The sequence below is a fragment of the Paenibacillus sp. JT22N1 genome (genome assembly GCF_059692155.1).
The window spans coordinates 85,794-112,340 of sequence record NZ_JCAUAW010000005.1 but is presented as its reverse complement, the minus strand read 5'-3'; the positions used below and the strand labels follow the sequence as shown (position 1 = coordinate 112,340).

Annotated in this window: 23 protein-coding genes; 8 read left to right on the top strand and 15 right to left on the bottom strand. The window is 47.7% G+C overall.

The genetic code is table 11. The annotated features are described in order from the left end of the window. Positions 1–168: 168 nt before the first annotated feature. From AC58UU_RS11630 to AC58UU_RS11620, 3 genes are read right to left on the bottom strand one after another with little or no spacing between them, the layout of a single operon-like run. Positions 169–1,329 carry a Ger(x)C family spore germination protein gene (locus tag AC58UU_RS11630; protein WP_497315738.1) on the bottom strand — a complete coding sequence of 387 codons (1,161 nt, stop codon included), beginning with the start codon at positions 1,327–1,329 and terminating at the stop codon, positions 169–171. Further along, a complete protein-coding gene (locus tag AC58UU_RS11625) occupies positions 1,326–2,777 on the bottom strand; it encodes a spore germination protein (RefSeq protein WP_497315736.1) in 1,452 nt (483 codons plus the stop codon). Before AC58UU_RS11625 ends, AC58UU_RS11630 begins: the two co-directional genes overlap by 4 nt. Then, positions 2,777–3,868, bottom strand: coding sequence for an endospore germination permease (locus AC58UU_RS11620; RefSeq protein ID WP_497315734.1), 1,092 nt, complete (start codon positions 3,866–3,868; stop codon positions 2,777–2,779). The genes AC58UU_RS11625 and AC58UU_RS11620 overlap by 1 nt, the downstream gene beginning before the upstream one ends. A 205-nt stretch (positions 3,869–4,073) precedes the next feature. Here AC58UU_RS11620 and bluB point away from each other — a divergent pair, with 205 nt between their 5' ends. Next, positions 4,074–4,721, top strand: a complete 648-nt coding sequence (gene bluB / locus AC58UU_RS11615) for a 5,6-dimethylbenzimidazole synthase (RefSeq protein ID WP_497315732.1) — start codon at positions 4,074–4,076, stop codon at positions 4,719–4,721. A 232-nt stretch (positions 4,722–4,953) separates the two neighbouring features. Here the strand turns inward: bluB and helD are convergent, their stop codons facing one another. The 6 genes from helD to AC58UU_RS11585 all read right to left on the bottom strand — a co-directional run bounded on the left by helD (position 4,954) and on the right by AC58UU_RS11585 (position 12,470). Further along, positions 4,954–7,254: an RNA polymerase recycling motor HelD gene (gene helD, locus AC58UU_RS11610; protein ID WP_497315730.1), complete on the bottom strand. Its 2,301-nt coding sequence runs from the start codon at positions 7,252–7,254 to the stop codon at positions 4,954–4,956. A gap of 21 nt (positions 7,255–7,275) precedes the next feature. Further along, a complete protein-coding gene (locus tag AC58UU_RS11605; protein WP_171689675.1) occupies positions 7,276–8,247 on the bottom strand; it encodes an ABC transporter ATP-binding protein in 972 nt (323 codons plus the stop codon). Between the two features lie 35 nt (positions 8,248–8,282). Next, positions 8,283–9,074 carry an ABC transporter permease gene (locus AC58UU_RS11600; RefSeq protein ID WP_497315728.1) on the bottom strand — a complete coding sequence of 264 codons (792 nt, stop codon included), beginning with the start codon at positions 9,072–9,074 and terminating at the stop codon, positions 8,283–8,285. Further along, positions 9,071–9,847, bottom strand: coding sequence for an ABC transporter permease (locus AC58UU_RS11595; protein ID WP_497315726.1), 777 nt, complete (start codon positions 9,845–9,847; stop codon positions 9,071–9,073). Before AC58UU_RS11595 ends, AC58UU_RS11600 begins: the two co-directional genes overlap by 4 nt. A gap of 191 nt (positions 9,848–10,038) precedes the next feature. Beyond that, on the bottom strand, positions 10,039–12,015 hold the full coding sequence (locus AC58UU_RS11590) for an LTA synthase family protein (protein ID WP_497315725.1): 1,977 nt from the start codon (positions 12,013–12,015) through the stop codon (positions 10,039–10,041). Positions 12,016–12,155: 140 nt separating this feature from the next. Beyond that, on the bottom strand, positions 12,156–12,470 hold the full coding sequence (locus AC58UU_RS11585) for a c-type cytochrome (protein ID WP_171648144.1): 315 nt from the start codon (positions 12,468–12,470) through the stop codon (positions 12,156–12,158). Positions 12,471–12,773: 303 nt separating this feature from the next. Here AC58UU_RS11585 and AC58UU_RS11580 point away from each other — a divergent pair, with 303 nt between their 5' ends. Next, a complete protein-coding gene (locus AC58UU_RS11580; protein WP_497315723.1) occupies positions 12,774–16,364 on the top strand; it encodes a family 10 glycosylhydrolase in 3,591 nt (1,196 codons plus the stop codon). A gap of 244 nt (positions 16,365–16,608) precedes the next feature. Here AC58UU_RS11580 and arfA read toward each other — a convergent pair whose 3' ends face one another. Beyond that, entirely contained in the window at positions 16,609–18,120 is a 1,512-nt protein-coding gene (gene arfA / locus AC58UU_RS11575; protein ID WP_497315721.1) for an arabinosylfuranosidase ArfA, read from the bottom strand. A 165-nt stretch (positions 18,121–18,285) separates the two neighbouring features. On the opposite strand from arfA, the gene AC58UU_RS11570 reads away from it, so the two are divergent. Both AC58UU_RS11570 and AC58UU_RS11565 read left to right on the top strand, forming a co-directional pair. Further along, positions 18,286–19,191 carry an ArsR/SmtB family transcription factor gene (locus tag AC58UU_RS11570; RefSeq protein WP_497315719.1) on the top strand — a complete coding sequence of 302 codons (906 nt, stop codon included), beginning with the start codon at positions 18,286–18,288 and terminating at the stop codon, positions 19,189–19,191. A gap of 20 nt (positions 19,192–19,211) precedes the next feature. Continuing rightward, positions 19,212–19,463, top strand: a complete 252-nt coding sequence (locus AC58UU_RS11565) for a hypothetical protein (protein ID WP_497315717.1) — start codon at positions 19,212–19,214, stop codon at positions 19,461–19,463. A 15-nt stretch (positions 19,464–19,478) separates the two neighbouring features. Here the strand turns inward: AC58UU_RS11565 and AC58UU_RS11560 are convergent, their stop codons facing one another. The 5 genes from AC58UU_RS11560 to AC58UU_RS11540 form a co-directional block, all read right to left on the bottom strand. Further along, positions 19,479–19,796 carry a hypothetical protein gene (locus AC58UU_RS11560; RefSeq protein ID WP_497315715.1) on the bottom strand — a complete coding sequence of 106 codons (318 nt, stop codon included), beginning with the start codon at positions 19,794–19,796 and terminating at the stop codon, positions 19,479–19,481. Positions 19,797–19,987: 191 nt separating this feature from the next. Continuing rightward, complete coding sequence (locus AC58UU_RS11555; RefSeq protein WP_497315713.1) at positions 19,988–20,422, bottom strand: SRPBCC family protein; 435 nt, start codon at positions 20,420–20,422, stop codon at positions 19,988–19,990. A gap of 36 nt (positions 20,423–20,458) precedes the next feature. Next, positions 20,459–20,914 (bottom strand): SRPBCC family protein, encoded by a 456-nt coding sequence (locus AC58UU_RS11550; RefSeq protein WP_497315711.1) that lies wholly within the window; start codon positions 20,912–20,914, stop codon positions 20,459–20,461. 76 nt (positions 20,915–20,990) lie between these two features. Next, on the bottom strand, positions 20,991–21,320 hold the full coding sequence (locus AC58UU_RS11545) for an ArsR/SmtB family transcription factor (protein ID WP_497315709.1): 330 nt from the start codon (positions 21,318–21,320) through the stop codon (positions 20,991–20,993). Positions 21,321–21,453: 133 nt separating this feature from the next. Next, on the bottom strand, positions 21,454–22,857 hold the full coding sequence (locus AC58UU_RS11540) for an MATE family efflux transporter (RefSeq protein WP_497315707.1): 1,404 nt from the start codon (positions 22,855–22,857) through the stop codon (positions 21,454–21,456). A gap of 143 nt (positions 22,858–23,000) precedes the next feature. Here AC58UU_RS11540 and AC58UU_RS11535 point away from each other — a divergent pair, with 143 nt between their 5' ends. The 4 genes from AC58UU_RS11535 (at position 23,001) to AC58UU_RS11520 (ending at position 26,214) form a co-directional block, all read left to right on the top strand. Beyond that, a complete protein-coding gene (locus AC58UU_RS11535; RefSeq protein ID WP_497316228.1) occupies positions 23,001–23,879 on the top strand; it encodes a helix-turn-helix transcriptional regulator in 879 nt (292 codons plus the stop codon). Between the two features lie 80 nt (positions 23,880–23,959). Continuing rightward, the gene (locus AC58UU_RS11530; protein WP_171648157.1) at positions 23,960–24,202 is read left to right on the top strand and encodes a hypothetical protein; all 243 of its coding nucleotides are present in this window, start codon (positions 23,960–23,962) and stop codon (positions 24,200–24,202) included. Positions 24,203–24,300: 98 nt separating this feature from the next. After that, positions 24,301–25,500 (top strand): MFS transporter, encoded by a 1,200-nt coding sequence (locus tag AC58UU_RS11525; RefSeq protein WP_497315705.1) that lies wholly within the window; start codon positions 24,301–24,303, stop codon positions 25,498–25,500. A gap of 33 nt (positions 25,501–25,533) precedes the next feature. Further along, positions 25,534–26,214: a TIGR00266 family protein gene (locus AC58UU_RS11520; protein WP_171648161.1), complete on the top strand. Its 681-nt coding sequence runs from the start codon at positions 25,534–25,536 to the stop codon at positions 26,212–26,214. Positions 26,215–26,547 lie beyond the last annotated feature (333 nt).

The window sequence follows — 26,547 nt, the reverse complement described above, 5'->3', positions numbered from 1 at the left end:
TAATTTGGATGCGTTCCTCGCTTCCATGTATTCATCTTATCCCCTCTGCATTAACTGCCTCTAAATCACCTATTAACCGTGCCTAAAACAATTCTTAAAACTTTATTAAAAAAAGCCTGCAAAACCGCAATATCTGCGGAGATGAAGGCTTCAAATATGGGTCAATAACTAGTATTGCTGCTCTTTTTCTCTCATCATAAGCATCCCGGAGTGGGTTAGCTGGATATCTACTTTTATATCGCCTAATTGATAATTTTCCAGCGGTTTCTCTCCGTTAGTTGTAAGCTTAGACCACTCAGGAAAAGCTTGTTTATATAATACATGTTCTAGCTGATAGACATCCGTATCACGGCTTCTTCCCTGCTTAAACGTTTGTTCGATTTCCTCTGCGATTTGTTTGACAACCTGTTTTTTCAGCGTATCTTCATCAACGTTCTCCAGCAATTCGGCAACGATTGCCTTGGCTTCGATATGAATATCGAATAAAGGTTGATCTCCTTCCATTCGAGATGTAATGCGGGCTTCAGGCTTCTGAATAGAAACAGATAGTCCAGCTTTCCCATTTATATAAACGACTAAAGGTGTACGGACGGTGCTTTTTTCTAACCAACGCGCACCTTTGAATTCATCCTCTGACAGCCATTCCACATGATTTTTTTTAGCAATTGCATAAACACCGCTTACTTCTAATTTAGGATCTGGTTTTTCATTTTTCACCCACACGTCCTTACGAATGGCCAAGGTGGGCATCATCACCGTGTTCCCAGGCTCTCTGGTTAGGGCAGCAACCCTATACAATTTGAGCGGTCGAATATAAGAACGTTGAAGGTAATTTTCTACAGGCTGCATAAGAATAGAAGACAGAGGGGAGACATTAAAAAAAGGGATGACCGAAAAAATCGTCTCTATAGGCTCATCCGTACTATAAACCCATTGGGTATACCTCGTTTCACCATAACGTACGGAACTATCAGTAAAATTACCTACACCTTGCTTAAGTGCCTCTCTTGTAAAAACATAAGCTCCTACATGCCCCCAAAAGACTCGCTGCTGTGTTGTTTTGTACAAACGGGTGTAAGCATCATCAACCGTGTCCCCTTCCTCTTGTCCAACCCAAATCATGGAAGCCCCTCCTTTACCGCCCTCCTGTTTAGCCACGCTAGAGAAGTCTAACATTTGGCAGTATACGACATAGCGCCCTTTTTGATAATCGAAGCCTATCGCAGTAATGTAATTCGTATCTTGGATCGTCTTTATATCCCAACAGCCTGTCTGACTTACCAGAAGCAGCATTCCGAAGACCAGTCGTCCTAACCCTTTCGTTATCATGAGGACTCCCCGCCTTGGCGTGTGTCATCCTTCGTATGTAATGCCTTCGGTCTTCGCTTCATTTTGTTCCACGGCTTGGCCAATACGGAAGAGATAATATCCCTGAACTGAGGTGGCGACAAGGGCGATAAGTAAGGCACTCCGAATGATTCTAATGTTGACAAATATAAAACGAGCCCCATGAGGGATACCATAAACCCGTAAATACCGAAAATTGTGGATATGATTAAAATTATGATCCGCAGCACGGTAATCGTTCCCGCTAGCGATTGATTCACTAGGGTGTACATCGATATCGTCGAAATGGAGGTCACCACTAATGTTGTAGGGCTCGTAATTCCCGAACGTATCGCGGCGTCCCCAACAATAAGCCCGCCAACGACAGTGACCGTTTGACCTACCACCTTGGGCAGCCGCGCTCCCGCTTCACGAAACATTTCGAACAGCAGCAGCATGATAATAAAATCCATCGGACCTGACAAGGGTAAACCCAACCTGGATGTAGCGATAGTAGCTACTAACGGATACGGGATTTGGTCCAGATTAAAGGCGGATAGTGAAATCCAAAAACCAGGCAATAAGGCTGAAACGATCAACCCGCCTATACGCAAAATACGTTCGAACGCGACATAATAGTAGGGGGCATGCACATCTTCAGGGGATTTCAATATATACATCAAATTCGCCGGCGCAATAACAACCATGGGGGAACCGTCCACGATGACCGCGAATCGTCCGCGCAGCAAGCAATCCGCTATATAATCGGGTCTTCCCGCATAATCCAATAGAGGAAAGAATGGGTATTTGCGCCCAGACATCTCACCTTCTAATTGCGAGCTGCTAATCAGGGCATCAACGTTAATAGCTTGAAGCCGCTGCTTTGCTTCCTGGAGGATATTAGCATTTATTACATCGTCTATATAGAGGAGAGCTACCGAGGTGTTACTTCTCGTTCCAATTTGCATTTTTTCAACACAAAAACTGCGCGTCAGCAAGCGTTTGCGAACGAGCGCGATATTCGTAACGATGCTTTCTGTAAAGGCATCTCTTGGACCTTTGATGGAAGTCTCTGTACTTGATTCCTCTGGTGAGCGATTGGGAGGCGCAGAAATATCCAGTGCATACAGCAATTGCGTCTCTTCGAAAAATAAGATCAGCGATCCTGCATACAATGAAACTGTCATTGACTCCATGGCATTAGGACCCGTAATTTCAATCAATTGAAGCATTGTATTCACATCTAGCTTAGACCCGCTAACATCAAGTTCATTTTTGAATAAACCTTCAAGCTTAGGCAGTACGAGATTCTCGATATGATCCATATTGGTCATACCCTCACAGTACATGAGTAACACTCGCCCCTTCGGATGAGCTTCCGATAATCGGTAAGATTTCACGATGACATCATCAGACAACGCAAACCAATCCCGTAAATCCTGCTCATGCATTAGGCATTCTTCTCCTTTCGTTTCCCCGGCAGGATAGACATCACAAGCAAGACAAGAAGCAAGCTTAAGCCTATTCCAAACATAATGGGATAATATCGATTTTGAATCAGATACACCATCTGGTTGTCTGTAACTGGGTACAAGCTCGCCGCTAGGAACAACAGGCTGATCCCTATCAGCATTAGAGTCCGTGTGCGCTTCTTTTGAATACCAATTAGATCCACACTAAGAAACATTAGCATCGACGTCCGGACACAAGCCCCTGATATCCATTGGAAAATAGACAAGAAATCCAAATGGGAAATATATTTCCCCAAGGTCACCATACGCCACTGTTCAAAAGCTGGATATCTTAAATCCGCGGCTTCAAAGGGGCCAAATATGGCAATGGAGCCCGTTAACGGTCCTATGGTAAGTCCGATCACACATGCCGCAAGAATCAATAAAGCCGACAGCCGGATGCGCGTATCGGCATGATGCTGGAGGAATACGATAACTAGCAGTTCGAAGGAGGCGCCGCAAGTAAGCATGATGGATGTAAGTGTAGGTCCATAACCGTGTGTAAATAAAGGTGTAAGCAGGCTGTAGTCTTTATATTGGAAGTTAGCTCCCATTACAAAATACCCAAGAAAAACGACAACCGGCAGTAGAATACCTGCGGTGATCGCAATCGCTCGCAACCCGGATCTCGCTGCGAAGAAGCAAAAGACTATAAACAGAAGACTGATCATGAAAGGCGGTGTCCGAGGTAAATAGGTCACATGTGTCCATGTCACCATATCTTTTATAGTTATTATTGCATTTACAAAACAAATGGCAATGAGACCTATCTTGAATGGAAAAACAGCCACTTTCCCAAATTTCCGTTTGATCCACTCCATCATATACTGCTGTTTCGTACGTTTAACAACGATATATAGCAGACATACCCATATAAGCAAAGGAATCAGGGAGACCGCTGCGCCGAACCAGGAATCACGCTTACCAACATGCAGCAGTACCGGAATTAATAAGACATGGTTCGTAATGCTAATGGATAGAATTAAGATAAAATATAATTGAAGCGCGGTAATTTTCTTGGTTCCAGACATAAGCTAATCTCCCGCATTGGTATTAGGTGGAAACTTTTTATAAGTTAAGATTTCCTATTCATGTGGATTTATACGGTGCGACAAATTAGATTTAGACGCCTGTCGAAATTAGGTCTTCAATCGATTGCAAAAAGAGAAGAGAGGGTGTAAATTTAATGAATAATTACATTGTATGGGAGCTTAATGAAGGGGTGAGGTGAAAGGAATGTTTACGGAAGAAGAAAAGGAAGGCTTGTACAAGAGCATTTATACAAGACGGGATGTACGAACATTTTTATCGGATCCTATCCCGGAAGAAACGATAATGAAATTGCTAAATGCAGCGCATCATGGTCCTTCAGTTGGATTTATGCAGCCCTGGAATTTTATAATAATTTCTACAGATAAAGTGAAAGAGCGTTTGGCTTGGGCGGCAGATAAAGAGAGACGGGCTTTGGCCATTCATTATGAAGATACACGTCAAGACGAATTTCTAAATCTCAAGATCGAAGGGATCAAGCAGGCCCCTCTCACGATTTGCGTAACTTGTGACCCAACACGCGGCGGTTCTCATGTGCTAGGAAGAAATTCTATACCAGAAACAGATATCATGTCCGTTGCTTGTGCGATTCAAAACATGTGGTTAGCGGCATGTGCAGAGGGATTAGCTATGGGCTGGGTAAGCTTTTATAAGAAAAATGATGTACGAGATATCCTAGGGATACCTCCTCATATTGATCCAGTAGCATTGCTATCTATTGGGTTCACAGAAAATTATCCAGAGAAGCCCATTTTAGAGACAGCCAATTGGGAAAAACGCAGAAGCCTGAATAATTTGATATTCAGCGAGACTTGGGGAAATTCAAAAAGTTGACAACAAGAAAGCCGCCCTCCGATCAATCGGAGGGCGGCTTTGTGCATCCTATTTGTATATTAGAATGTTGCAAGAATGATGACCAACAGAATGTACAGTACCAATACGACAGCTGTGCTAGAATATCCAACGCCTGACATGGTGGTTCCTCCCTTCTGCCTGCAAGAACCTTTTCTTTGTTGTTACTCGATATATCCTATGTCGGGCAGGGCAGATAGGTATGGACGTATGTCTATTTATTCAGGAGAAAAGGTGTCAATTCACCTAGATAGAATACGTCTAGGTGATGAAGCGCACGGGTACAAGCAGTGTAAAACAGCTTGCGTTCCTTCGCTTCCGCGTAGACAGCCGCCCCGGCATCGTAGAGAATAACGGCGTCGAACTCGAGCCCTTTGGCGAGGTACGCCGGCAGGATCATGACGCCTGCCTCATAGTGCAGCGTCTCTTTGGTGATCCGCGCGAGTCCCGGCAGCAGCGGCTTCAGGCTGGCGTGCGCGCCCCGCGTCTCGCGCTCGGTCTTGCAAATGATCGCGACGGAGCTTGCGCCGCCGTCGCGTCTGGCCTTGGCCGCCTCAGCCACGAGGCGGCTGAGTTCGGTCTCGTCCGCCGCGCGCAGAACACGCGGCGCCTCGCCGCTGCGGCTGAACGGCTCGATCGGCTCGCCGCCCGGCAGCACGCGACTAGCGAAATCGACGATTTCGCGCGTCGAGCGGTAGCTCTTGACGAGGCGGATTGTCTCCGTCTCGTCTTCCTTCATCAGCTCGCTTATGGAGCTGTACTCGCTCGTTTGCCCCTCGCCATCCGTACTGCTGCTCGCGTTCGCGTGCGTGAAGATCCCTTGATTCCAGTCCCCAAGCAGGGTGAACCGAGCACGTGGGAACAGCTTCTTCAAGTACGCATAGTGAAACGGCGAGTAATCCTGCGCCTCATCCACAAGACAATAACGGATGGTACCTACGCGCAGTTGACCCTCAACAAGGCCCTTCAAATATACAAGAGGTGTCGCATCTTCGTAATGCAGCATTCCACCAGAGAGCGCATCAGCCGTGAACGAGCTGATTGTTTCCCAAGCTGCGGGTAGACGCTGTTCCGAATGGTGCATAAGCTCTTGATGTAGTTCACTATTCGTATAAAGATCTTGGTACATTCCGAGCACGTCCACATAAGCGAGCTTTCGCGCCTTCTCTTTAAGAGGAGCAATCGCTTTATGCGCTTTGACCTTGCTCATCTTTTTCATCTCTGGCTCGGTGCCCAAATATTTCGGCTCCCGCACCATTTTACGATAAAACCTCATCTGTACATCCGCTTGAAACTCATCCAACTTCTCCAGCATCCACTCCGATAATTGTTCCATCCGTTCACCTAGCGCAAGAATGGAGGACTTGCTGTAAAATCGCTCGCTAAGCTCATCCGCAGTAATCAATACTTTCTTACCTACGGATAAATCGAGAAAACGAATTCCGCCATTTTTCAGTTTCTCTCCGTAGGCCTCAATGACGCTGAGAAAAGCAGCAGACGTTTTGTAATGAATGCTTTGCAGCCGCGCTGCGTAGGCGGGATCTTGATCCGTCCCCGTAAGGATGAACTCCAATTGATCGTAGGGATCCTCCAGCGTAAGACCCGTGTCGCTTAATTTATGTGTTAAATAATCTTGGAATGTTGTCTGCTGCATGGTAGCTTCGCCTAGCTCCGGCAGTACGTGAGAGACGTAGTCGCTGAACAGTGAGTTCGGCGAGAACAAAATCATATTGTCGGCGCTCAGCGTCGTCCGATATTTGTAGAGCAAATACGCGATGCGCTGCAGCGCGACGGAGGTTTTGCCGCTGCCTGCCGCCCCCTGCACGACGAGCACCTTGTGCCGATCATCGCGGATGATCTTGTTCTGCTCGCGCTGGATCGTCGTGACGATACTGTGCATCTTCTCGTCGGCGCTGCGGCTCAGCATCTGCTGAAGCATCTCGTCACCGATGGAGATCCCCGTATCGAACACATCCTGCAGCACGCCGGCTTTGATGATGTACTGGCGCTTGAGCATCAGCTCACCGCTGACATCCATCTCCGGTGTCCGATATGTCGCAGGACCCGGCGGATAGTCATAGAACAGGCTGGCTATGGGTGCACGCCAGTCGTAGATAAGAATTTCATCCGTCTTGGCATCTATAAAAGATGTCAATCCGATGTAAATCTTCTCACGCTCCTGCTCCCCGCGCTCCTTGAAATCAATGCGGCTGAAATACGGCGCATCGACGACACGCTGCAGCTTACGCAGCGCATCCTGCGCCAAACGATAGCTGCGTTCTTGGCCCTGCAGTACATGCTCCTGCTGGGCCATACTCGCTGCCGTCTCAATCAAATCATCAGCATTATCCGCATTCACCGAGATATCATCCCAGAAGCTGCGGCCAATCGCTGTCGCTTCAGATCGGCGCTCATCCACCGTTTGGCGCAGCTCTTCAATTCGCTGCTGTATATTGGAACGTACAGAGGCAACGCGCTGCGTTTCCCTCTCCCGTTCTTCGTTCTCTATAGGCATACGGTCTCACTCCACTTCTATCTATTTATATACCCCGTGGATCACCTCTTCAAACTCAGGCTCTTCCATATGTACATCGTCCATATCGCCCCAGCTGCTGACGATACGCAGCACTTCCATCGCTTTCAGCTCCTGGCGGTTGCAAGCGATCGTGAGACTATTCGCTTCTTGCTCCACCACGCGAAATGGAAGCTCCCAGCTAGTTGGGACTTGAATATCACCTCGATAAGTGACCTTCATCATCGTCGGTAAGCCAATGCGATCCCGCAGCTCATCGATCGACCCGTCATAGCCAATTTGCCCATGATTAATGACGATCACTCGTTTACACAATTGCTCGATATCATCCATATCATGCGTTGTCAGCAGAATCGTCTTACCGAAATCTCGATTTAAAGTCTGAAGAAAGCCGCGAATGTTCCGCTTGGCGACAACATCCAACCCGATGGTCGGCTCATCCAGAAACAAAATATCCGGATCATGCAGCATCGAAGCCGCCAAATCGGCCCTCATCCGCTGCCCAAGGGACAACTTCCGGACAGGCGTGTCCATCAGCTCCTTCAGTTCAAGAAGCTCAGTCAGTTCGCCTAATCTGCGGCGAGCGGTGCTTTCCTCCACCCGATACATCGCCGTTAGAATTTCATAGGAATCCTTAACCGGCAGATCCCACCACAGCTGACTGCGCTGTCCGAATACAACGCCAAGCTGCTTTACGACTCGTCTTCGATGCTTCTGAGGACTATAGCCGTGAATCAGCACTTCGCCGGAGGTTGGGTGTAGAATGCCGGTGAGCATTTTGATCGTCGTAGATTTTCCTGCTCCATTAGGTCCAATATACCCGACGAACTCGCCAGATTCAATCTCGAAGCTTACATCGCGTACCGCTTCCTTCTCTTTATAGGCTCGTGAGAACAACGTTCGAATACCTGAGAACTTGCCATCTTTGACTATCGGAGTTTGAAAAGTTTTGCGTAAATTCGTTACGGTTATCATGTTTATGTGATCCCTCCTTGTATAAGGCCATCCAATTAACTTCCCGTGCTTTGATAGCGAGATAAGCCTAGCTTCCAGAAACGCATAGCTAGCCAGAGCGCAGCAATTGAAACAGCTATGGTTCCTAGCAGCATACCTATGCCGCCTTGATGTCTTAGCAAATATAAGGTAGGTATGTAATTGACGAAGCCTACCGGAACGAGTACCAACAGAGCACCCTGCAGCCACTTTGGATACAAAGAAAGCGGATAGCGCGCCGCGGTTTGAGAAGCATCTTCGGTCATATTTTGCAAGGATTCGATCCGGGTCAGCCAGAAGCCGGCAGCCGCAGTTGCGAGACCGATGGCGAATAAAATAATGGCACCCGTTATGATAATTAACACCGTTAAAGGTATGGCGGACCATCCAATTTGTCCAGTAGCCATTAAGGCATTCATAGCAATGAAAAGTAAAATGATACCTTGCCCTACTTCGGCAAATAAGAGGCGTGAGTTTTGTGTCATCAGCGCAAGCAGCACCGGAACAGGTCTTGTGAGAAGTGCATCTAAGTCACCTGAAACGAGATATTTCTCTAAATGATGCACATCGGAAGCCAATGTGCGATAAATCGCCTTGGATACCATCATAACCCCGTAGAGATAGCAAACCTCATACAGCGTCCAACCTTTGATATTACCAAAACGCATCATCACCAACGCCACCATCAGAAATTCTGAGGTATGTACAAAGGAAGCCATCACCGTCGAAAAAAAGAAATTAAACTTATACTGCATTCGGCTTCGTAAGCTCGCCTTGATCAGCAGCATATAGAGCCTCACTGACATCATCCGCCCTGCACCTCCAGCTTTCTGCGTACCCCCTGCGTAACCGCCAGACAGACACAAGTTAACCCGATGCCCCAAGCAAGAGCGCCGAGCACAACAGTTCCTTGTTCAAGCTGCATGTAGATACGAGTTGGGTAATAGAGTAAATAAGGATATGGAGTGTAAAAGCTAATCGTGCGGAGCCAACCTGGCAACCATTCTAGAGGAATGAAAAAACCAGAGAGCAGTGTACTAAAGGAATAATTAACCCAGTAAAACCAACGAGATTCCGTGGTCCACAAGGCTGCAACACCTATCAAGTAATTTGTGCAAATGGAGATATATGCCGCTAAGACGAGCGCAATCGCTGTCCAGCCATAAACCGAAGCGTGATGTGGAATCTGTAAGGAGAAAATGAAGTAGTAGAGGGCATAAATCGGGATAAATTTATAAAGAAACTGATAATATACCTGGCCCCATTCCCGGCTCATCGCCTGATAGAATAAGTGTACCGGCCGCATGAGATCAACCGCAATTTGCCCGGTGCGCACCGATTGCTCGAGCCCGAGTCCATTCGTCGTGAACTGCGTAATCCAAAGGATCGCTTGGTTAAAAGCAATATAACCTACAATCCCTTTCGCACCGTATTCGCCGAGTGACGAGTCGCTCCCCAAACCGGTCCAGATGCTAGCATAAATGAAGCCAAACACCGCACTCACTGCATTGTGCAGCAGATGCGAACCGCGATACTGCAAATTCCTCGCATACGCCTTGCGCGCCAAAACCGCGAAAAGCATAAAACACCTCCTGAGCTGTTTTGATCCTTATCAACTAGCCTTTTTTTGCAGCCGCCGCGTAGAGACGGAAGTCTATATTACCAAAATCCCCCTAACTATAGCAATGATTATTTTAAGTTTCAGATAACACATCTTCAAAAATGAAAAAGTCCCCATCTCGTCGCTCAAAGCAACAAAATAGGGACTTCTATTTACTGCGCGCTCACCGGCTTAGCCGGCGGGGAATTGCTGTTCACTCCCGCAGCTTGCGGAGGAACATTTCCTTCACTAAACTCAGCGTTATAGTTATCCTGACTGGTTTTCGTCAAATATTCATGATCGATGTGTTCAGCCAAGTACTGCTTACCGAATAGTAAATCGTACTGCACATTCCTATAGTCATCACGGAGTGCTTGCACCGATTCGGGGACTTCAGCATGGAGTTCTTGGTTCGCATCAACGACAAGATTACTCAGAAGTCCTGGCACTTGCGCCGCCAATTCGGCATTCAACTTGAAATTAGCTGGTTTCTCCATATGCAGCATATCCAGCACGTGGGCACCAAGGAAGGAATCACTGAGCAGTGGAATGTCCTGCTTCGGCATATCGAAGTTCGACCAAGTAACAAGCGGGATGCTGTGCATCTTCTTCACTTCTTCCAGCGACCAATTATTCGCGTTGCTCGTTTGGATGAAACCTGCTTCTTTATATACTTGATAATCTAATCCCAGCATCGGCAAATGGTCTCCGTAGAAGACGATCATCGTCGGTTCATCCGATTCCTGGAAGTGATCGATCAGCATTTGTAAGCTTTGATCTGCATCGTGCGCGCCCTGCGCGTATGTCTCAAGAATCGTTTTTGCTTCAGGCGTCAAGTCACCTTGCGCTTTGAAATGATTTTCTCCGTACCGCGGTTCATCATAGGGTCCATGATTTTGCATGGTTACCGTGTACATAAACATAGGATCTTCGGTTTTATCTACTTCGTCTATAATGCTCCTAGACACTTCGGCGTCCGAGATAAAGTAACCCTTCATTTCCGGATTCACGAAATGTTCACTGCTCTTAAAGCTTTGGAAGCCTAACTCCTTATACACCGAATTACGGTTCCAGAACCAGCCTTCATAGGAGTGAATCCCCATACTTTTGTAGCCCTGATCGGCAAAATAACTCGCCAAGCTCGGTACAGGTTTGGTTATATATTGTTGATACGGAATGGACCCTCCCGGCAGGAAGCTCATCGAGTTCCCCGTCAACACTTCGAATTCCACATTGCTTGTACCGCCACCGAATTGGGGAGACAACAGGTATCCGGATGTTGACTCCTTCTGCAAGCGGTGGAGGGTGGGTACCGGATCTTCACTGAACTTCACATTCGTTAACAAAGTCGGATCCCAGAACGCTTCACTCATAATAAAAATCACGTTCGGCTTCTTCCCTTTTAGAGAATCAGCATCTACGGATTTCTTCTGTCCTGCCTTTTGCATGCCTACCTCTTGGAGATTAGCTGCAACGGTTGCAATGCTCTGATCACTATACGTTTCTGGCTTTTGAACGATCGAATTTTTGACATTGAGGGTGAAAGCGAGCGCTAGCCCATTATTCGCATAGTTCTCTTTCTGATTCCATACAATTTCGTTTACACCTATATGGTCAAGAATTTTGCCAGCTAACGGTGTTTTGATTGCAAATGCATACAAGGCATAGAGCGAGAACAGCCCTAAACCAATTCGACTGACGATAGATAGAGATATACGTGGGAGTACCCATTTTAATAACAATACAAGGATGACCGCGATGACCACAGCTCCGATCCGGAGAAGTGCGGCTTTCCCTGTAACGAGCGAAGCTATATCCATACTTTCTTTATTCAGCAAAATATCCCACGGGAAGAAGGGCTCCCCGATCATTTTCACCTTCATATAAGAGATCAGTGCCATAAGGCCAAGCAATAAGGTTGCGATGGATCCGGAAATAGCTAATGATCCTACAACAGCATAAAGGAAAGCTAATAAACAGAAGGATATGGCTACATTTAATAGAAAAAGTGATCGGTTAGATGTTATCCATTGGACCGTTTCATGCAAAGTACCACGTTCGAGAAGTTCCATTCCCGCTACAGAAAGTATAGGTAAGCATATCATAAATAATAAAAGCGAAATCGTCGCTCCCAGACGGTTTGGTCTCATCTTCTTAGGAAGATGGTTCCGGGGCTTCAAATTCAAGTGCATATTGCATCACTCTCCTCTTGCCCCTATTATAAACACCAATTGTGAAGAAATTATGTAGGTAACCTTAAAGGAAGCTTAGTTTTACCATAAAAATCCCATTATTTAAGCCCTGCCAGCCATGACGCCAATGCCTTCAATTCTTCCTCCTTCATTGTCACTTGGAACGGCGGCATCCCGCCACCACCCTTTTGAATACGCTTTATGATCTCCGCTTCATCTAAACGTTCTCCCACTTTTTGGATATTAGGGCCTTGTCCACCTTGTAATTGATTACCATGACACGAGATGCAGAAATTTTGATAAAGCTTAGGAACATCCACTTTGACCGCCGCCGGCTGCGATTCATTTTGTTTATTTCCACAGGCAGATAAGACGAGAGCCAGAACAATTACACTAAATAGCTTTAATTTCATACGCACGAAACTCCTTCAATCTGTTGTATTTCTCTCATCATACCAGAGCATAGATTGTAAAATAAAGGAGTCCGCCCAAGTGCATGCAACAATACAACAAAGCCGGATTAAACTCATCGGGAAAATCTTTATTCATTTAAAATAAAATTTCACATATATTATTGATTGTTGAAATAATATTTTGTATGCTTAAGACAGCCGAAATTATTTATAACATTTGCCAAGAGAAAGGAAGAAAGGAGGAAAACCATTTATTCGGCTTTAATGTAAGCGGATACATAACGAGAAGGAAGTGAATTCCATTTGAAGAAAACAGCTCAAAGTCGCACGGCATCCATCCATTTTACCATGGCCTTATTTATATTCTTGAGCACGATCATGTTCGGTGTACCCGTTGCTAGCGCGGGCACGGAGGCTGCTTTAATCTCAGATGCGCAGGCGTTAGCCGGCGTCCAGGCTGCGGCTGGTGTGGATGGCTTTGAACAAACCGCTAATCTCTTCTCGTCCTCGGCGAGAGCGACGGCAAGCATCGGACTTATCAGCCGACCGGAAACCATTTATTACGGCTATCATGCTGTTAATTTGTCCTACGATTTTACCGGCACTACCGGAACGTCGGCAGCTTACGTCAACTTCAAGGATCCGGACGGCACAACGGGCAGAACACTGCAGGGACTTCCGAAGAGACTCGGCCTCTGGGTGTACGGTGACGGCAACAACCACTGGCTGCGCACCCAAGTCAAAGACTCAGCGGGAACCGTCACGACGCTTGATTTCACATCCAGCACTGGGCTGAACTGGACCGGCTGGAAGTACATCACGGTATCCGTTCCGAGCTCGCTGAGAGCTCCGATCAAGCTCAATCAAATCTATGTCGCGGAGACCAAAGACTACAACAAAAACAAAGGTACGCTTTATTTTGACCAGTTGACGGCGTTTTACACGGATTCGACCGTTAACGGGCTCGATTTAGTGGATCTGCCTCCGCTTCAGGTTGGGGAATCGAAGAAGGCGCAAGTATTCGCGACTTACCAAAACGCGGTGGAGCCGGTCCCCGTTACAAGCGGGCTATCCTTCCGCAGCAGCAACGAGCAGGTCGCAACCGTCGACGCAGACGGCACAGTTCGGGCGCTGCAGTCAGGCACAGCTACGATCTATGCCTCCTATGGGACGGCACCAGAAGCATCCTACGTGCTGAAAGTATCAACAAGTGCAGCCGTGCCGTCGAAATTAGAGCAATCTTCCTTGGAGAAGTTGGAATCCGGCTCCACGAACAAAATTCGCCTCTACGCCGTGTACCCTGAAATGACTGAACCCGTTACCGTGCGGAGCGGAGCAACGTTTGAAAGCAGCACTCCTGATGTTGCAACCGTCGATGTCGATGGCGTAGTGAAGGCCATAAAACCCGGAACGACAACGATCACAATATCCTATAAGGGCATCTCATCAGCTTACACGCTGAATGTAAACGCCCCTGTACCCATATTGCAGAGCATCAAGCTGACCGAGCTCCACACAATGACAGTTGGCGATACCTTGCAAGCGAAGACTCACGGCACCTACACATGGCTTCCGGAGCCCGTTCAATTGATTAACGGTGTTACGTATACGAGCAGCAACCCGGCGGTCGCCGCGGTGAGCGCAAGCGGTTTCGTTACGGCACTGAAATTCGGCACCTCACGGATTACTGCGATGTATGGCGGAAAAACGAGCGATTTCTACTTGGTGGTGAACAAAATGGCAGCCATTCCGAAGTCCGAGCTCAGAGCGGCTTGGATCGCAACGGTCGACAATATCGATTGGCCGGACAAAGGTGTAACGGACCCTGAGCAGCAAAAACGCGATTTCACAAAGCTGCTTGACCAGCTGCAAGCTACGGGGATCAACGCGGTCATCGTGCAGGTAAAGCCGACGGCGGATTCCTTTTACCCGTCCCAATTCGGTCCTTGGTCGGAATGGCTGACGGGCGTGCAGGGCAAGGATCCCGGCTATAACCCGCTTGCGTTCATGCTGGAGGAAGTGCATAAGCGCAATATGGAGTTCCACGCTTGGTTCAACCCATACCGGATCAGCTTAGAGGATCGTCTCGACAAGCTGGTATCGGATCACCCGGCGCGCCAGCATCCGGACTGGGTCGTTTCGTACGGCGGGAAGTTGTATTTCAACCCAGGAATTCCGGAAGCGAAGCAGTTCATCATGGACGGCATTATGGAAGTCGTGAATAATTACGATGTCGACGCGGTTCATTTTGACGATTATTTCTATCCGTACCCGGTCAGCGGTGTCGACTTCCCCGACCAAGATGCTTTCCAGAAATACGGTGCGGGCTTTGCAAGCAAAGCGGACTGGAGACGTAACAACGTCAATTCGTTCGTACAGGAGATAGGCACCAGAATCAAGCAGGAGAAAAGCTACGTCAAATTCGGTATCAGTCCGTTCGGCATCTGGAGGAACAAAGGGGAAGATCCTGCAGGCTCCGATACGAACGGTCTCAGCAGCTACGACGCTATTTATGCGGACTCGAAAAAATGGATCGACCAGCAATGGATCGATTACATCACACCGCAAATCTATTGGTACATGGGCTATTCGCCTGCCGCCTACGACAAGTTGATCGAATGGTGGAACGGCGTTACTACCAACAAAAACGTTCACCTCTACAGTGGCCAGGCCACCTACCGCATCGGCTCGAACGATCCGAGTTGGCTGAACCCGAACGAAATGCCAGACCAAGTAAGCTATAATCGTAATTTCGGCAACGTCAAGGGAAGCATCTTCTTCAGCGCCAAATGGCTGCCGGCGAATCCGCTGGGCTTTACGGACCGGTTAAAAACCGATCTCTACCGCTACTCGGCCCTTGTCCCTGCGATGCCTTGGCTTGACAATCAAGCGCCAAACACCCCTGTTCTCGCTTCCGCCATCCGCAAACCATCCGGCGTGGAGCTTACTTGGGCGAATGGTACAGCAGACGCAGCCTACTATGTCGTTTACCGTTTCGAGGGCGATACGGCAGGAAGCTTACAGGATGCGTCGAAGATCGTCGCAACCCTCCGCAAGCAGGAGAGCGCGAAGGGATCGTTCGTCGACCGGACTGCCGCTGACGGCGCGCGGTATACTTATGTCATTACCGCTGTGGACCGCCTCCACAACGAAAGTGCGGCCAGCAATGCGATTGCGATAACGAACATACTTGATGTGACAGCACCTGTGACGACTGTGAGCGTGGAAGGAACGATGCATAACGGCTGGTACGTTTCGGTGGCGACCGTGATGCTTACGGCGACGGACGACCTTACCGGCGTCAGCTCCACGTATTACAGCACCGACAACGGCGCAAGCTGGCAGCCGTACGGTGGGCCTGTTACCGTTGAGGCCGACGGCGGGACCACCCTTCTTTACCGGTCCGAGGATGCTGCCGGCAACGTGGAACAAGCGAAAAGCATGGAAATTCGCATCGACCGGTCCGCCCCATTGATTCAAATGGGCGGCGGGGCCACTTACTCCGTAGATCAAACCGTTCAAATAAAATGTACCGCTTCCGATACGGTTTCGGGCCTCGTCTATAATCCGTGCTCCGCGCTCCTTGTCGATGCTCCGGCCTATGAGATTGGTCTCGGCACGCACGTCGTGACCGTCGACGTTCAGGATGCCGCAGGCAACACAGCCTCCGCATCGATTACGTACACGGTGCAGGCGACCCTTAGTTCCATTTCAAACGTAACCCGTACATTTGTGACAGGACCGGGAGCAGACGGGGTTACGAACTCGCTTGTGAAAAAGCTTGAGAACGGTAATTACGATGCTTTTATCAATGAAGTGCAGGCACAAACCGGCAAAAGACTGACGACTCACCAGGCCGACGTCTTGATCCGTTTGGCTGCGTCTCTGCAATAAATCGTAATATAGTTAAAAACTCCCTTGTTCCGTCAGGAACAAGGGAGTTTAATATTCGAGGTTGTGTTTCCCGCCAGCCAGCCATGCCGCTCACGCGACAAAGACTTATGAAGGTAGTTGCTTATAAATATTAATTATTTCCTTATTTTTTAGTCAGATGATTTCCAACGGCTGTTGTATCAAGCAAATGGCTGGATAATAAAAAGACATGGCAAGGGCAATAACCCGGGCCATGTCTTAATTTTTAAGCTAATTTCAACCGAATGACATTCCACGATGCTTTGCCAAGTACCGCCTGAATCTGGCTGTTTGACGATATGGCCGCATTACCTCCTGTGTGAGGCTTCACCCGATCCTGGGCATCAATGGTATTCGAAGCTTTCAGATCATCGTTCTCCAGAACGATATGCTCAATAACTCGGCATTCACCAAAACTGCGAAGATCCAGCTCCAGCGGAAGTGCTTCCTCCAGATGACGGTTAACTGCGAAGATCGTCACTTCGGACTTGTCTTCATTATGAACGGCAACAGCTTCTAAGTAAGGCACATCCGTATAATCCTTCGCGTCGTATTTCGGTGATTTGATCAGCGGCACAAGAACAGTCCCTCGTCCAAACACACTTGTATGCATGTATGGATAGTAGATCGTTTGTTTCCAGGCTGCTCCCCCATTCGCGGTCATGATCGGTGCGATGACGTTAACGAGTTGTGCCAAACAAGCCATCTTCACACGATCCGCACGCTTCAGCATGGAGATAAGCATACAACCAACTAACAAGGCATCCTCGTGGTTGTAGATGTCTTCAAGCTGCGGCGGCGCGATGGACCAAGGCTCAATTCGTCGGTCCGCCTCGTTGGAGTGATACCAAACATTCCATTCGTCAAAAGATAAGTTGATTTTCTTCTTTCCGCGCTTTTTGGCCTGAATGTAATCAGCCGTCGAGATCACTGTATTGATGAACCGATCCATGCCCATAGATTGTGCGAGGAAATTGGCAGAATCTTTATCACGATTGCCATAATATTGGTGCAGGGAAATATAATCAACGTGATCATACGTATGCTCAAGTACAGTCGCTTCCCATTCAGGGAAAGTCGGCATAGTTAGACTGGAGCTGCCACAAGCAACAAGTTCGATAGAAGGGTCTACCCACTTCATTACTTTGGCAGTTTCACAGGCTGCACGTCCATATTCCGCGGCTGTTTTGCTGCCTATTTGCCAAGGCCCATCCATTTCATTGCCTAGACACCAGGTTTTGATATTATGAGGCGCCTTGTACCCATGACTAATCCGTAAATCACTCCAGTAGGTACCGCCTTTGATATTGGAATATTCAATGATATCTCTTGCCTCATCCGGACCGCGGGTCCCCAGATTAACGGCCATCATTGCTTCTGTATTTGCTTTGCGGCACCAATCCATGAATTCGTTCAGACCAACCAAGTTAGGTTCAATGGTGCGCCAAGCCAGATCAAGTCTCTTCTTACGTCCTTCTAATGGCCCAATGCCATCCTCCCAGTTATAACCGGATACAAAGTTACCTCCTGGATAACGAACGATTGGAACATCCAAACCTTTTACCAGCTCCAGTACGTCTGCTCGAAAGCCTTGCTCATCCGCTTGCGGATGTCCAGGTTCGTAAATTCCGCCATAGACCGCGCGTCCCAAATGCTCAATAAATGAGCCATAAATACGAGAATCTACTTCTCCGATTTTAAAATCTTTGTCGATAATCATACTCGCTTTCATAGACATTGCATTCACCTCGTAGTATAATTAATAAAAATATGAATCAGTTAATATATTTATAATGCTATTGACTATATTAAACAATAATCAGAAGATGATTTCAAGCTTTTTATCTGCCTTCTGTTGAATTCACATTTTCATTAATTAGTCTACTTATGAGGAGATTGTCCAATGATCCAAACGACAACAGACCGCAAATGGCTGCCGCTGTATGAAGCGCTGGCAAGCGATGTGCGGCTTAAGATACTGGAGTTGCTCGCTGAGAAAGAGATGAATGTCAAGGAATTAGCCCATATGCTCGGATTAAGCAGCGCCATCGTAACTATGCATGTAAAAAAGCTCGAGGCTGGAGGGCTTATTCAGACAGATTTAGTTCGTAAGCAAGGCGGCACGCACAAAATGTGCAAGTTGGCCCTCTCCCGCATCGAAATGCGGCTCCCGCAGCCAATTGAGCAGCAGCGAGCGTTCGATGAAGTTGCGATTCCGGTTGGCCACTACACACGCTTCGATGTGCATCCAACCTGCGGTTTGGCTACGGCTGATCATGTGATTGGTCAGTATGATGATCCGCGCTTCTTCTTCGAGCCGGAGCGGATGCATGCGAAGATTCTTTGGTTCGGTAGCGGCTTCGTGGAGTATCGCATTCCGAACTATGTACTGCCCGGTCAGACACTTGAAGAAATCGAGATTTCGCTAGAAATAGGCTCCGAAGCTCCAGGTATTGAAGCGAATTGGCCGTCCGACATTCATTTTTACGTCAATGATACGCTGCTCGGCTATTGGACGAGTCCCGGTGATTCGGGACAAGGCCGCGGCCAACTCACTCCTGCCTGGTGGCCGGATTCAATCAACCAATATGGTTGGTTGAAGATCATCCGGGTCACGGAGCAGGGAACGTTCCTTGATGGACAACGGCTATCGGCTGTCTCGATCAAGGATATCCCCATGTCCCGCAACGAGTGGACACTGCGGCTCGAAGTGCCGAACCATGCGGCGCATGTCGGCGGTTTGACCTTGTACGGTGAGGGGTTTGGCAACTACAACCGTGACATTCTGTTTCGCACCTACCGTAGGTAGGGGGCGTCTTGTGTACACGTATGAATAGGGGGCTGTCCCAAGTCATATCGCCCACTGAGTCCGAGAAGCCGGAAATCGACTTCTCGGCAGACCTTTCCCGCGCGTCCATGCAGAATAAGCTCGGAAAACGCGCTTATTCTGTAGCGCTCGAACAAATAAGCGCGAAATACGCGCTTACAGTGAGACCTCTGCGAGCCGAAGCTCGCCCACTGAGTCCGAGAAGCCGGAAATCGACTTCTCGGCAGACTTTCCCGCGCGTCCATGCAGAATAAGCGCGTATTTCGCGCTTATTCTGGAGCGCTCGAACAAATAAGCGCGAAATACGCGCTTACAGCGAGAACTATGCGAGCCGAAGCTCGCCAACTGAGTCCGAGAAGACGGAAATCGACTTCTCGGCAGACCTTTCCCGTGCGTCCAAGCAGATTAAGCTCGGAAAACGCGCTTAATCTGGAGCGCCCGAACAAATAAGCGCAAAATACGCGCTTACAGCGAGAACTATGCGAGCCGAAGCTCGCCCACTGAGTCCGAGAAGATGGAAATCGACTTCTCGGCAGAAGTTCTGGAGCCTTTACTTTGGCGTAGCTAGCAGGTTTGACTGCACTCACTCGTTCCTCCTCCACATGCTTGAACAAAGTAGGGGTTCCTCCCCCCTGAGCTTTTGTTGTCCTCATTTCATCGGTGTTAAAACCCCCGCAGGCTTCCCTCCCGCAGCTCGCCACTATTAGTTGTGCTTAGCATGGCTAGGTGCGCTATGTAAAAAAGAGCCCCATGGGCTCTTTTGAACTTCTTTTAACACTCATCTCACAATGGCTGCTCGTAATCCATTAACACCAAATTCCAAATACCCCTTTAAACAGGTCAACATATAAACCCAACCTTCTTTATTATCTATCAATTGACTGATTAGGTCCCCATCATTTTCATTAAAACCTTCTTCGTTAACTTCAATAACGGTACTCGAATTATCCAACTCTTTCAGCGTAATCGTAACAACATTACCTTCATCCGTTGCACCCCACTGGAAAACGATTGTCTTATTTACCTCGATTTCCAATACTTTTATATCCACTTGTGCATCATATTCATCATATCTCCATGTAATCGTCTCGCCTTGCTCCAATCTTCCAGAACCCGAAGAAAACCAATAATTGGACATTTTTGCAGGGTCTATAAGAGCTTCAAATACTTCATTAACGGGCTTAACTATTTTAAATTTCGTAAGGTTGTTCATCCTAAATCAACTCTCTTTCGATATAGTTGTGATTGGTTAAATGGAAATGGGCGGCAAAGTGTTCCCAGTTTCGAGTAAACTCTTCAAGTTGCTCAGAATGGCTGGCCATCCATTATTTAATCCCTCAAACGTATCTTCTCTATCCACGATATCAGCAGGTTCTAAATTTTCGTGCTTAAGTATTAGTTTGACAGTCGAATCCAGCGGTTTCAACTCAAAGGTGACCTGTGACGGCTGCTTACGAGAAGTTTCATCTCCTACCATGTTCCATGTAAAAGAAAGTAAACGATGCGGCTCGCATTTTAGTATGATTCCGTGATCGGTGACTTGTCCATTCCGCGAATAGGTAACGTTAGAGCCTTCCTGCCAATCAGATTGGATTTTGCTTCCGAAGAAGTATTTTTCGGTAAAATCGCTGCTTGTCAAAGCTTCCCAAAGCTTTTCAGGCGTCGTCTTGATGTAAGTTACATAAACAAATGCTGCATCAGTCATTATTTTCCTCCATATATAGGGATCTTTGAGCTTGTTCAAAGTCTCTCCGCTTAGGGATATTTGAGCTTGCTCAAAGTCACTCTGCTTCAAGCTGCTTTTTAAGTTCATGCAATGCTTCGATGCGATCACGATCATATTTGTTGATCCAGCGGTCATAAATCTCTCCAATGGGTTCAACATTTAGATAATGAATTTTATTTCGGCCTTGCCAATCAATATGAATCAGATTCGCTTCCTCCAAAATAAGCAGGTGTTTCGTTACTGATTGACGCGTCATTTCAAGATGATCACATAGTTCATTTAATGTCTGGCCATTTTTCTTGAAGAGCTCATCAAGGAGTTGTCTTCGGCTTGAATCAGCAAGAGCTTTAAATACTTTATCCATGCCATCATTATATGCAACCATTTGTCTGCATGTCAAGTTTGGTGTATTCTGCCTATTCATTCCATTCTCGAAACAAAAAAGACACGGAAGAGAAATCCCGTGCCTTTCAGAAACAAATGGTGTTGTTTGTCTAACCAACCTCGTCATACTCACGCTACGCATTTATACCCATACCAGCAGCCTCACCGCTCCCTGAAGCAGCGCTCTTATCCCGCGCCTCCGCCCGGCGCAAATACTTCTGCTGGCGCCAACGGATGACGACGAGGATACCGCGCAAATATTCGTCGCAGATCATAGCGACATAAATACCCGCCAGTCCCCAGCCCATGTGCAAGCCCAAGACATAAGAAAGGCCCGCGGCCACTCCCCACATCGAGAACAGCGAGATAATCATATTGTAACGGGTATCGCCTACCGCGCTCAGTGCATTACCGAAGCCCATATTGAGCATTCTCCCTGGCTGCAGGATAAGTGTCAACACCAAACAGGAGAGTCCCAGCTTGATAATATCCGCGTCTGAGGTGAAGAAGCCGAGAAAGCTTTTACCGATGAGAAAGAGAATGATGCTGTTGAACCCAACAAGACCGAGTCCAATCCATGTACCTCGATATCCGCTCTTATAAGCTTCTTTGATATTTCCGGCTCCATACAGATGGGCTATCTGAATTTGAACCGCTAAGGCAATTGAGTAGCCTAACATAAAACAAATCGACTCGAGCGTGTTCATATACGTTCTCGCTGCCAATTCCTTAGCTCCCATCGTGGCTAGGAACGTGTAGATCGTCAACTGCGTCAATACCCAGGAAGACATGTTCACGCCGAGCGGCCAACCTATTTTCAAAATATCACCAAACAGCTTTCGATTGAATACGATAAGATCCCGCCACTCCATCCTCCGCTCGAACGCGGAAACGAACATAAACAGCAGCAAACACGTCGCCAACAACCGGCTCACGAGGGTAGAAATGGCAACACCTGTTAAACCCAGTTGAGGAAATCCGAGCTCGCCATATATAAATCCGTAGTTGAACACGATGTGTATAACATTCATACCAATAGCCGTAATCATTGGCCCTTTGGTGTTCCCCGTATTCCGAATTACGGTGCTAAGCGCCGCCGTCAAAGCCGTTAAAACCATCCCGCTCCCCACAATCGATATATAGGTTTCAGCCAGAGGAAGCAGCCGCTCCTCCAAGTGGAACAGATTGGCTAGAGGGCGAGCCTCCATATAAAGAATCACACTCAGCACACTGCCTATCACTGCACTGACGGTTACGGCCATAATGGCGACGGTACGCGCAGATTCATTCTGCTTGGCTCCTATTTTCTGAGCAATCAAAATCCCGGCGCCACTCGCAACCGTCATAAATAAGATCATCATCGCTTGGAACAATTGGTTCGATAAACCAACCACCGCCACTGCATCATCCGATACGCGGCTCACCATTAAGGTATCGACGGCTCCTAAAAGCAATTGCAGAAGCAATTCGACGAAAATAGGCCAAGCTAGAAGCCATAGTGTAAACTTATTTTTCTCTTTGACCATGTTTTTCACCATCCGATTATCATCTCTCTTTTTGTATAAATGAAACTTTGTTGTCTGCTCAAATTATAGATGCTATAGTTGACTCCAAGTATGAGTATTGCAACTTAAAGTTTCAAAATTCCAACCTCCATTCAAGAGATGAAAAGGTGACACCGATGGCTTTTATCGAAATGACTGTCCCTCCGCTGCCGCACTACATTACAAGCGGTTTCAGCACGATATCCAAAGGCAGCAAACATCCGAGCAGACGCAATATCCAAGTATTTGACTTACTAATCACCACATCGGGCTGCTTCTATATAGGCGAGGAGGATGCTAGGTTCGAGGTAGCAGCAGGACAAGCCGTTATTCTAAGGCCGGACAGCTATCATTTCGCTACAGAAGTCTGTTCCGAGCTGACGGGTACTTATTGGATGCATTTCCACGCGGGTGGACCATGGGCTATGGTAGACCATACGGTCCAACCTATACCTCTGGAAGATCTAACACAAACCCCAATTGAGCCATTTGCTGTAGAGCCCTTTACGATACGGATCCCTCAATATACAACACTTCTGCAGCCAGAAAAAACCTATGACCTGTTCGAACAGCTTGGGCAGCTGCAACCAAGTGCTCATATGAGCAGTATCCGTTTTGCGCAGCAGCAGCTTTTTCATGAATTATTGCGCCAGCTTTCCGCTACCACGGACAGCGATCATCCATCACCGTCCACGGCCTGTGCGGAAAAAGCGGCCTCTTATTTAAGGCAGCATTACAAATCGTCTGTTTCAGCCAAAGAGATCGGCGATCATGTCAACTTCCACCCTGTTTACATTGCACGCTGCATGCAAAAGGAATATGGCTGCTCCCCAACGGAATACCTGCTCAGGTTAAGGATCCAGCAGGCTAAGCTGCTGCTGCTTCAAACCGATCTTCCCGTCGCGCACATCGCGGAAGAAGTTGGTTTTGAGCAGCCTGCCTATTTTGCCACCTGCTTCACCAAAATGGAAGGTATCTCTCCTCGCAAGTACAGGCAGCGGTTCTCGCGGGGGTAATTAACCAACAACTCGAAGGCATATATAGGTTAACTTCAAAATACAGTTAACTTATATAACTTAGAGGGAGTTGACTTGATTTGGAAGAACAACAAAATGCGCCTGTCCTAAGTGTAAAAGATTGGATGATTACAATCCTGCTCCTTGCGATTCCACTTGTAAATATTGTGATGTTATTCGTGTGGGCATTCAGTAAAGGAGAAAACCCTACAAAATCTAATTATGCCAAAGCAAGCTTAATCTGGGCTCTCATCGGAATCGGTCTCTATTTTATTTTCTTTGTTCTCTTCTTCGGCGCAATGATGTCGAATATGAATCAATAAAACCTTCTCCTGCACAGCTATCCTCCATGCGGCCGTAACCGCTTGGGGATAGCTCTTTTTATGTTATACTGGAAAAAAATGATAAGGAGTCCACAAACATGCCATCCCCCTTACATTGGAAAAAGTCACTATGGATTCTATGGGGTGCTAATTTCTCCGTTATGTGCGGCATGAATCTCGTTCTTCCGTTTCTACCGCTCTACATCGGAGAACTCGGGGTTCAAGATCTTGGCGAAATTGTACGTTGGACAGGCTGGATTGTCGCAGCACAGTTCATCACATCGTTTCTCACTCAGCCGCTCTGGGGAGCAATTGCGGATCGACGCGGACGTAAAATCATGCTGCTTCGCGCCGGGTTCGGGATGGCGATTGTGACAGCACTCATGGGCATCGTCACGTCACCTTGGCAGCTGCTGTCTCTGCGGCTGCTCAACGGTATCTTCTCCGGCTTCATTTCCATGGCGGTGTCTCTTCAAGCTTCTGTTACACCGCCGGAGCATTCGGGCAAATCGCTCGGCACCTTACAAACAGGAGCGATCGCCGGATCGCTCATCGGCCCTTTACTTGGAGGCTTGCTAGCAGGTTTCTTCGGTTACAGCCATGTGTTCTTCTTCACTGGAGGGCTCATGCTCTGCGCGAGCATCATCGTCATGATTTTCATTAAAGAGGAGCGTAAGCCTCCCTCTAAGAAAAAAGAACGACAGCGCACAGATTGGCGGCTGTTTCGGCCTTTGTTCCCGGTCTTCGCTGCTTCCCTGATCACACAGATCGGAATGATGAGCATCGAGCCGATTGTGACGGTGTACGCGAAGACCTTATATACCGGCAGCCACTTAGAGCTGTTCGCTGGTCTAATCGTTGCGATTACCGGCATCGCGAACTTATTCGGTGCTCCAACCTTAGGGAGACTCGGCGACCGTATCGGTCAGCGCAAAACGCTTGTAATCGCCTTATCGATGGCGGCACTTGCCTTCATCCCGCAGGCTTTTGCCACTAGCATCACTATGCTCCTAGTCGGCAGGTTCCTGCTCGGGCTGTTCATCGGCGGCATGATTCCCTCTCTGAACGCGCTGGTCATGAAGCTGGCACCTACTCAGATTCAAGGGACCGCTTACGGCTTTAATACCTCATCGCTGTTCCTAGGCAATCTGATTGGCCCCTTAATTGGCAGCCATCTTGCAGCAGCGTACGGTTTCACATCCGTCTTCTATGTCACGATGGGCATTTTACTGCTCTGTGCTGGATTCGTCTATACGAATCGCAGTTTAGACAGTCATTACCATTCAAAAACGGCTTAACACAACCATTTCATTTAAAATTGGAGGATGACTATGAAACACGAAATTTTATATAAAGGCGCATTTCCTATGTTGAAGGTAGAGCTTGAAGCAGGCGAGAATATCAAGGCGGAAGCTGGAGCCATGGTCTCTATGTCCCCCAATATCGAACTTAAGGGAACCGTAGAGGGCGGTCTCATGCGCGGTTTAGGCCGAATGCTGAGCGGCGAGAAATTCTTCTTCCAAGAACTAACACCAACCAGAGGATCGGGCGAGGTTTTACTGGCACCTACTGTCATTGGCGATATTGAGGCCGTAGAACTAGACGGATCCTACAAGCTGTATGTGCAAAAAGATGGCTTTCTTGCTGGAACATCCGGCATTCAGGTGAATACGAAAATGCAAAACCTGATGAGTGGGTTTATGTCAGGCGAGGGCTTTTTCATCGTTGAAATTAGCGGAAAAGGCACCGTCTTCCTTTCCTCCTACGGCGCTATTCATGCCATTAATCTAGCTCCAGGGCAAGAAGTAATCATCGATAATGGACATCTTGTCGCTTGGCCGGATTATACGCAGTATACGATTGAAAAAGCAGCCAAAGGCTGGTTATCCAGTTTGACGAGCGGCGAAGGCGTGGTCTGCCGATTCCGCGGCGAAGGTGTCGTGCTTATTCAAACGAGGAATCCGCAGGGTTTCGGCGGGTGGATTAAACAGTTCATTCCAGGTGGCAGATAAGTAGTAGTTGTCTTGTAAGCTGGGTGGCCTGAGAGCTAAATCGAAGTGGAGTAACTTCGTATTTGGAATCCCTGATTTCATTCAGCGCATCCTCACTCAGAAAGTTGTATTTTCTACAACTTTACTCAAGCAAATCCGTGCTAGCTCGTCTAAATGTTGCAGATCATACAACAATTCCGCCTCAAAGTAACCATTTAGCACGAAATCCCGCAAAATTGTTGTACAAGATACATCATCTCCAGCTTTGAGGGATGAGACTAAGGAAATTGTTGTACGTTATACAACATGCAGTGTAAGAATCCTAATCTATCTTGAAAAAAAACGAGAATTCCT